The sequence below is a fragment of the Brevundimonas sp. genome, assembly GCF_023259385.1.
Lineage (GTDB): Bacteria > Pseudomonadota > Alphaproteobacteria > Caulobacterales > Caulobacteraceae > Brevundimonas.
Genome location: NZ_JAHFPF010000207.1, coordinates 1 through 6,394 on the forward strand (window position 1 = coordinate 1; position 6,394 = coordinate 6,394).

A 6,394-nucleotide genomic window follows, 5' to 3' on the forward strand; every position below is an offset into this window, starting at 1 on the left:
GGCCCACCACCCAGAAGAGCCGCTGGCCGGACAGGGTGAAGCGCCATTTGGTCTTTCTCTTCTGTCCGGGTTCAGGGTCGGTGAACTCGAAGAAGCCGTCCGCGGGGATCAGGCACCGGTGCGACCCCTCGAAGGATCGCCCGTCGGATCGGAAGTTGAAGACCGGGCGTCCGCCCTGCCCCTTCCAGGCCCAGGGGGTCATGACGGCTTCGGGCCCCTCCGCCCCCATCTGGATGATCGGGGCCCGATCCCCGATGCGGATCGAGGCCATCGGGCCGAAGTTCGGCATGCCGCCGGGAAAGACGAGCCGATTTCCCGTCAGATTGAACGCCGCGATCACATCGTCGAACGGCAGGATGAGTTGGTACTCGTTGCACATGACCTGAGCTCCCGTGACGTCGCGCCGAGGATTTCACGGCTCCGGGGTCGCCGCAAATCCCGGGGGAAAAGGCACCGGCCGGATTGACTCCGGCCTCACCTTCGAACCAGAACATTTCAGGAACATCATAGAGACGAGGAGGAGTTCGTCCATGCCGGCCGCCCGCTCGGCCCACTTCGACGATCTGCGCGCCAAGGTTCGCGCGCTGGAGCAGGCTGACCGTCGCGCGGCCGGCGTGCTGCCGTTCGAGGTGGCGACGCTGGACGCCGCCCTGCCGGGCGGAGGTCTCGCGCTCGGGGCGCTCCACGAGGTGGCCGGGGGCGGCGACGATGCCGTCGGCGGCGCGGCGGCCGCCCTGTTCGCGGCGGGCATCGTCGCCCGTCTGCCCGGACCGGTTCTGTGGTGCATCACCCGCCCCGACCTGTTCGCCCCCGCGCTCAACCATGCAGGGCTGGGACCGGACCGGGTCATCTACGTCGAGGCGGGCGACGAGAAGGCGCTGATGGCCTGTTTCGAGGAGGGCCTGCGCCATGGCGGGCTGGCGGGCGTCGTCTGCGAGACATCCCGCCTGACCATGACCGCCTCGCGCCGGCTGCAGCTGGCCGCCGAGGCGTCGGGCGTCATCGGCCTTGCGGTCCGGCGATGGCGCCGGGCGGCGGAGGCCGCCGACTTCGGCCAGCCGACCGCCGCCGCCACGCGCTGGCGCGTCAGCGCCGAGCCATCGGCGCCCTTGCCGGTCCCCGGGATCGGTCGGGCGCGATGGCGGATCGAACTTATGCGTTGCCGCGGCGCCGACGCGGCGGACTTCATTCTGGACGCTTGCGATGAGACGGGTCGTCTCGCTCTTCCTGCCGAACTGGCCCGTCGATCGGTTGCACCGCCGGCTGGGCGCCGACGCACCGCCGCCTGAGCATCCTCTCGTCCTCACCGGCCGGATCGGTCGCAAACGAGTCGTGACGGCCTGCAACGCCGCCGCCGCCGCCTCCGGCGCGCGCGTCGGCATGGCCGCGACCCAGGCCCAGGCCCTGATCCCGGGTCTGGACGTGAGAGACGCCGATCCGCATGGCGACGCCGAGGCTCTGGACCGCCTCGCCCTGTGGGCGATGCACCGCTACGCCCCCGTGTGCCAGGCCGATCCGCCGGATGGGCTGGCGATCGACGTCACCGGCGCCGCCCATCTTAAGGGAGGCGAGGCGGCGCTTCTGCGCGATCTGGCGACGCGCCTTCAGGGCGTCGGTGTGACCAGTCGGGGCGTCGTCGGCCCCACGCTCGGCGCCGCCCATGCGGTCGCCCGTTTCCGCGCCAACCAGAGCCTCATCGCGGAAGACGGCGTCGATGCGGCGCTCTCCCCCTTGCCGCTGGAGGCCTTGCGCCTCCCGGCGGACCTTCCCGCCGGGCTGAGGCGAATGGGGTTCGAGCGGATCGGCGACGTCGCCCACCGGCCCCGCGCGCCTCTCCAGCTCCGTTTCGGAGCGGAGCTGGGCCGGCGTCTCGACCAGGCCTATGGCCGGTCGGGCGAGCCCCTGATCCCGGTCGAGGCGCCTGAGACGCCCCGCGTCGAACGGGTCTTCGCCGAGCCTATCGGGGCCCCTGAAACCCTGGCCCGGTACGCCGGTGCCCTGGCCGAAGCCCTGTGCGGGCAGTTGGAGACGCGCGGCCTGGGGGCGCGACGGCTCGACTGGCTCTGCTACCGCGTGGACAACCGGATCGAGGCGGTCCGTGTGGGTCTGGCCAAGCCGGTGCGCGACGTGCGCCGACTGACCCGGCTGCTGACCGACAAGATCGAAACGATCGCGCCCGGCTTCGGCATCGACCGCATGACGCTGGCCGCGAGTGCGGCCGAGCCGCTGAACTGGCGGCCCGCCGCCGCGCGTCTCGGCGCGGAGGCCGCACCGGACGTGTCCATGCTCGTCGATACCTTGGCGAACCGGATCGGCGCCGACCGGCTCTATCGGCTGTCTCCGGTGGAAAGCGACGTCCCGGAGCGCTCCACCCGGAAGGTCGCACCTCTGTCCGCCCCGACGGGCGGGGCCTGGGCGCCGGACTGGCCACGCCCGACGCGGCTGTTCCGCAAGCCGGAGCCGATCGAGACGATCGCGCTCCTGCCCGACAACCCGCCGACCCATTTCACCTGGCGCGGCGTCCGCCGCCGGATCCGCCGGGCCGACGGCCCGGAGCGGATCTTCGGCGAGTGGGGGCGACGCGATGCGGAGATGTGGGCGGTCCGCGACTACTTCCAGGTCGAGGACGACGCCGGCGAGCGCTTCTGGCTGTTCCGGGCCGGCGACGGCGAGGATGCGACGACCGGCTCCCAGGCCTGGTTCATCCACGGCCGGTTCGGATGAGCGGGTCCGCGACGCGGCGCTATGCCGAACTCCAGTGCGCCTCCCATTTCTCGTTTCTGCGCGGCGCCAGTGGTTGCGACGAGCTGTTCGCCCAGGCCGCCGCCTGCGGCCTGGAGGCGCTCGCCATCACCGACCGGAACAGCGTCGCCGGCATCGTGCGGGCGCATGAGGCCGCCAAGGCGACCGGGGTCAGACTGGTGATCGGCTGTCGTCTCGAACTCGTCGATGAGACCGCCATACTGGTCTACCCGACCGATCGGGCGGCCTATAGCCGCCTGTGTCGATTGCTGACCCTCGGCAAGGGGCGCGCTGGCAAGGGCGCGTGTCGCCTCGACTGGTCCGATCTGGCGGACCATGCCGGAGGCCTGATCGCCGTGCTCGTCACCGATCGCGCCGATGCGTCGTGCCGCCGACGCCTCTCGGCCCTGGCCGACATCTTCGGCGCTGACGCCTTTTGCGCCCTGACCCTGCGGCGACGCCCCCGGGACCAGATGCGGCTGCATCAGCTGTCGGAGCTGGCGCAGGATCTTGGGGTGAAGACCGTCGTGACCAACGACGTCCTCTTCCACCACCCGGACCGCCGCATCCTTCAGGACGTGCTGACCTGCATTCGCGAGGGCTGCACGATCGACGATGTCGGCTTCAAGCGGGAACGATCGGCCGATCGTCATCTGAAGCGCGCCGAGGAGATGCACCGGCTATTCGCCCGCTATCCGGACGCTCTGCGCCGGGCGGTCGAGATCACCGAGCGCTGCCGGTTCAGCCTCGACGAGCTGTCGTATCAGTATCCCAGAGAGGCCGCCCTGCCCGGCCTGACCCCGCAGCAGGCGCTGGAGCGACTGACCTGGGAGGGCGCGGCCGATCGCTACCCGGACGGTCTGCCGGACAAGGTCCGCGCCAGCCTGAAGCATGAGCTGACGCTGATCGAGGCCCTGGGCTATGCGCCCTATTTCCTGACGGTGAACTCCATCGTTCGCTTCGCCAGAAGCCGGGACATCCTCTGTCAGGGCCGGGGATCGGCCGCCAACTCGGCGGTCTGTTTCGTGCTGGGCATCACCTCGATCGACCCGGGCCGCAACGACCTGCTGTTCGAACGCTTCGTCAGTCAGGAGCGGAAGGAGCCGCCGGACATCGACGTCGACTTCGAGCACGAACGACGTGAGGAGGTGATCCAGTGGGTCTATGAGACCTACGGCCGCGATCGCGCGGCGCTGTGCGCCACCGTGATCCGCTACCGGTCGCGCGGCGCCCTACGCGACGTGGGAAAGGCGCTCGGCCTGTCCGAGGATCTGATCAAGACGCTGTCGTCCCAGGTCTGGAGCTATTCCAGCGAGGGCGTCGAGGATCGACACGCCGAGGAATTGAACCTGAATCTCCAGGACCGTCGCCTCCGGCTGGCGCTCGACCTGTCCCGCCAGTTGATCGGCTTCCCCCGGCATCTGAGCCAGCACCCGGGCGGCTTCGTCCTGACGGACGACCGACTGGACGATCTCGTCCCCATCGAGCCGGCGGCGATGAAGGACCGCCAGGTCATCGAATGGGACAAGGACGACATCGATGCCTTGAAGTTCATGAAGGTCGATGTGCTCGCGCTCGGCATGCTGAGCTGCATGCGGCGGGGCCTGGACCTGCTGCGGGACCACAAGGGCGTCGGGCTCGATCTGGCCTCGATCCCGGCCGAGGATCCGAAGACCTATGCGATGATCCGCAAGGCGGACACGCTGGGGGTCTTCCAAATCGAGAGCCGGGCCCAGATGGCCATGCTCCCCCGGATCAAGCCGCGCACCTTCTATGACCTCGTCATAGAGGTGGCGATCGTCCGCCCCGGCCCGATCCAGGGCGACATGGTCCACCCCTATCTGCGACGACGCGAGGGCAAGGAGCCGGTCGACTATCCCAAGCCGGAGCTGGAGCGGGTGTTGGGCAAGACGCTCGGCGTGCCCCTCTTCCAGGAACAGGCGATGCGGGTCGCCATCGAATGCGCCGGGTTCACGGCCTCCGAGGCCGACCAACTCCGGCGCGCCATGGCGACGTTCAAGTTCACCGGCGGCGTCAGCCATTTCAAGGACAAGCTGGTCAACGGCATGGTCGAGCGCGGCTATACGGCCGAGTTCGCCGAGAAGACCTTCAGCCAGCTGGAGGGCTTCGGCTCCTATGGTTTCCCCGAGAGCCATGCGGCGTCCTTCGCCCTGATCGCCTACGCGTCGTCCTGGCTCAAATGCCATCACCCCGACGTCTTCTGCGCCGCTCTGCTGAACGCCCAACCGATGGGGTTCTATGCCCCGGCCCAGATCGTTCGCGACGCCCGTGAGCACGGCGTCGAAATCCGCCCGGTCTGTGTCAACGCCAGCCGTTGGGACTGCACCCTAGAGCCGACCGGTCGCGAGGACCAGTTCGCCGTCCGTCTCGGCCTGCGCATGGTGCGCGGCTTGGCGAACGCGGACGCGGGGCGTCTCGTCGTTCACCGGCGGGCGGCCGCCTTCATCAGTGTCGAGGATGTCTGGCGACGCTCCTCGACACCGGTCGGCGCCCTCACCCGCCTCGCCGAGGCGGACGCCTTCCTGCCGTCGCTGGGTCTGCAAAGGCGCGAGGCGCTATGGGCGATCAAGGCCCTGCGCGATGATCCCCTGCCCCTGTTCGCCATCGTCCAGGACGATGGCGCGACAACGCCGGAGGTCGCTGAGCCGGACGCGACCCTGCCCGGAATGCCGGCGGGCCAGGAGGTGGTCGAGGACTACAGCCATGTCGGCCTGACATTGCGCGAGCATCCGGTCGCCTTCCTGCGCGACACCCTCCGGTCGCGCCATGTCATGACCTGCGCCGACGCCTCGGCGATGCGGGACCGCCGCCAGACCCGGGTTGCGGGTCTGGTACTGGTCCGTCAGAAGCCCGGCTCGGCCAAGGGCGTGTTGTTCATCACGATCGAGGATGAGACTGGCGTCGCCAATCTGGTCATCTGGCCCAGCCTCTACGAACAGCAGCGCCGGATCGTGCTCGGCGCCAGCCTTCTCGTCGTGGACGGGAAGGTCCAGCGCGAGGGCGAGGTCGTCCACATCGTGGCGACACGCCTGCACGACGCATCCGACCTGCTGGCGTCACTGGGCCAGCGGGATCACTTCCCCCTGCCGCACGGTCGAGGCGACGAAGTCTATCGCGGCAGCGCGCCCGACGCCCGCACGCCCAAGGTGCGGGACATCTACATCCCCGATCTGTCGCTTGAGGCGATCAGGGTGCGAACGCGGGACTTCCGTTAGCCTTCCACAGCGACCAAATCAGCATCACAACTACAGCTAAGCCCCGGAAAGGGGCGCAAAAACCTAGACGGGACATAAACGCCTTGGCCGACGGCCCCTCGCCAGCACAGCTTTCTCGCGTTCTCCGCTATCACCTGAACGAGCTGGGCGCGCTCAATGCGCACCATGACTTCGAGCATCTGACGCGACACGTCGCGCGAGCTCGGCTCTATTCGAACATCCTGCCCGCGACCGGCCCCGTCAGTGCGGGGGGTGATGGAGGCCGGGATTTCGAGTCGTTCAGGACGAACCTGCCGCTTCCCTTGACCGCGAACTCGCCGTTCGTCGCACAGGCCTCCGGCACCCGCGAGGTCGTGTTCGCCTGCAGTCTCGAGAAGCGGATCGAACCGAAGATCAAGAAGGATGTGAAGTCCATC

At 69.1% G+C, this 6,394-nt stretch carries 5 protein-coding genes; 4 read left to right on the forward strand and 1 reads right to left on the reverse strand.

From position 1 onward, the window contains the following. The coding region (locus tag Q0C81_RS14355) for an SOS response-associated peptidase (protein WP_291839311.1) at positions 1 to 379 on the reverse strand (379 nt) is incomplete at its 3' end. Between the two features lie 151 nt (positions 380 to 530). On the opposite strand from Q0C81_RS14355, the gene Q0C81_RS14360 reads away from it, so the two are divergent. From Q0C81_RS14360 to Q0C81_RS14375, 4 genes are all read left to right on the forward strand, one after another. Next, positions 531 to 1,289 (forward strand): damage-inducible protein, encoded by a 759-nt coding sequence (locus Q0C81_RS14360; RefSeq protein WP_291839314.1) that lies wholly within the window; start codon positions 531 to 533, stop codon positions 1,287 to 1,289. Then, positions 1,204 to 2,724, forward strand: a complete 1,521-nt coding sequence (locus Q0C81_RS14365) for a DNA polymerase Y family protein (protein ID WP_291839317.1) — start codon at positions 1,204 to 1,206, stop codon at positions 2,722 to 2,724. Before Q0C81_RS14360 ends, Q0C81_RS14365 begins: the two co-directional genes overlap by 86 nt. Further along, positions 2,721 to 5,978 (forward strand): error-prone DNA polymerase, encoded by a 3,258-nt coding sequence (locus Q0C81_RS14370; RefSeq protein WP_291839320.1) that lies wholly within the window; start codon positions 2,721 to 2,723, stop codon positions 5,976 to 5,978. Before Q0C81_RS14365 ends, Q0C81_RS14370 begins: the two co-directional genes overlap by 4 nt. A gap of 83 nt (positions 5,979 to 6,061) precedes the next feature. After that, the coding region (locus Q0C81_RS14375; protein ID WP_291839323.1) for a hypothetical protein at positions 6,062 to 6,394 on the forward strand (333 nt) is incomplete at its 3' end.

Excerpts from the sequence above, each read along its gene's own strand:
- Q0C81_RS14360 (WP_291839314.1), top strand. The coding sequence starts at position 531 with ATGCCGGCCGCCCGCTCGGCCCACTTCGACGATCTGCGCGCCAAGGTT.
- Q0C81_RS14365 (WP_291839317.1), top strand. The coding sequence starts at position 1,204 with ATGAGACGGGTCGTCTCGCTCTTCCTGCCGAACTGGCCCGTCGATCGG.
- Q0C81_RS14370 (WP_291839320.1), top strand. The coding sequence starts at position 2,721 with ATGAGCGGGTCCGCGACGCGGCGCTATGCCGAACTCCAGTGCGCCTCC.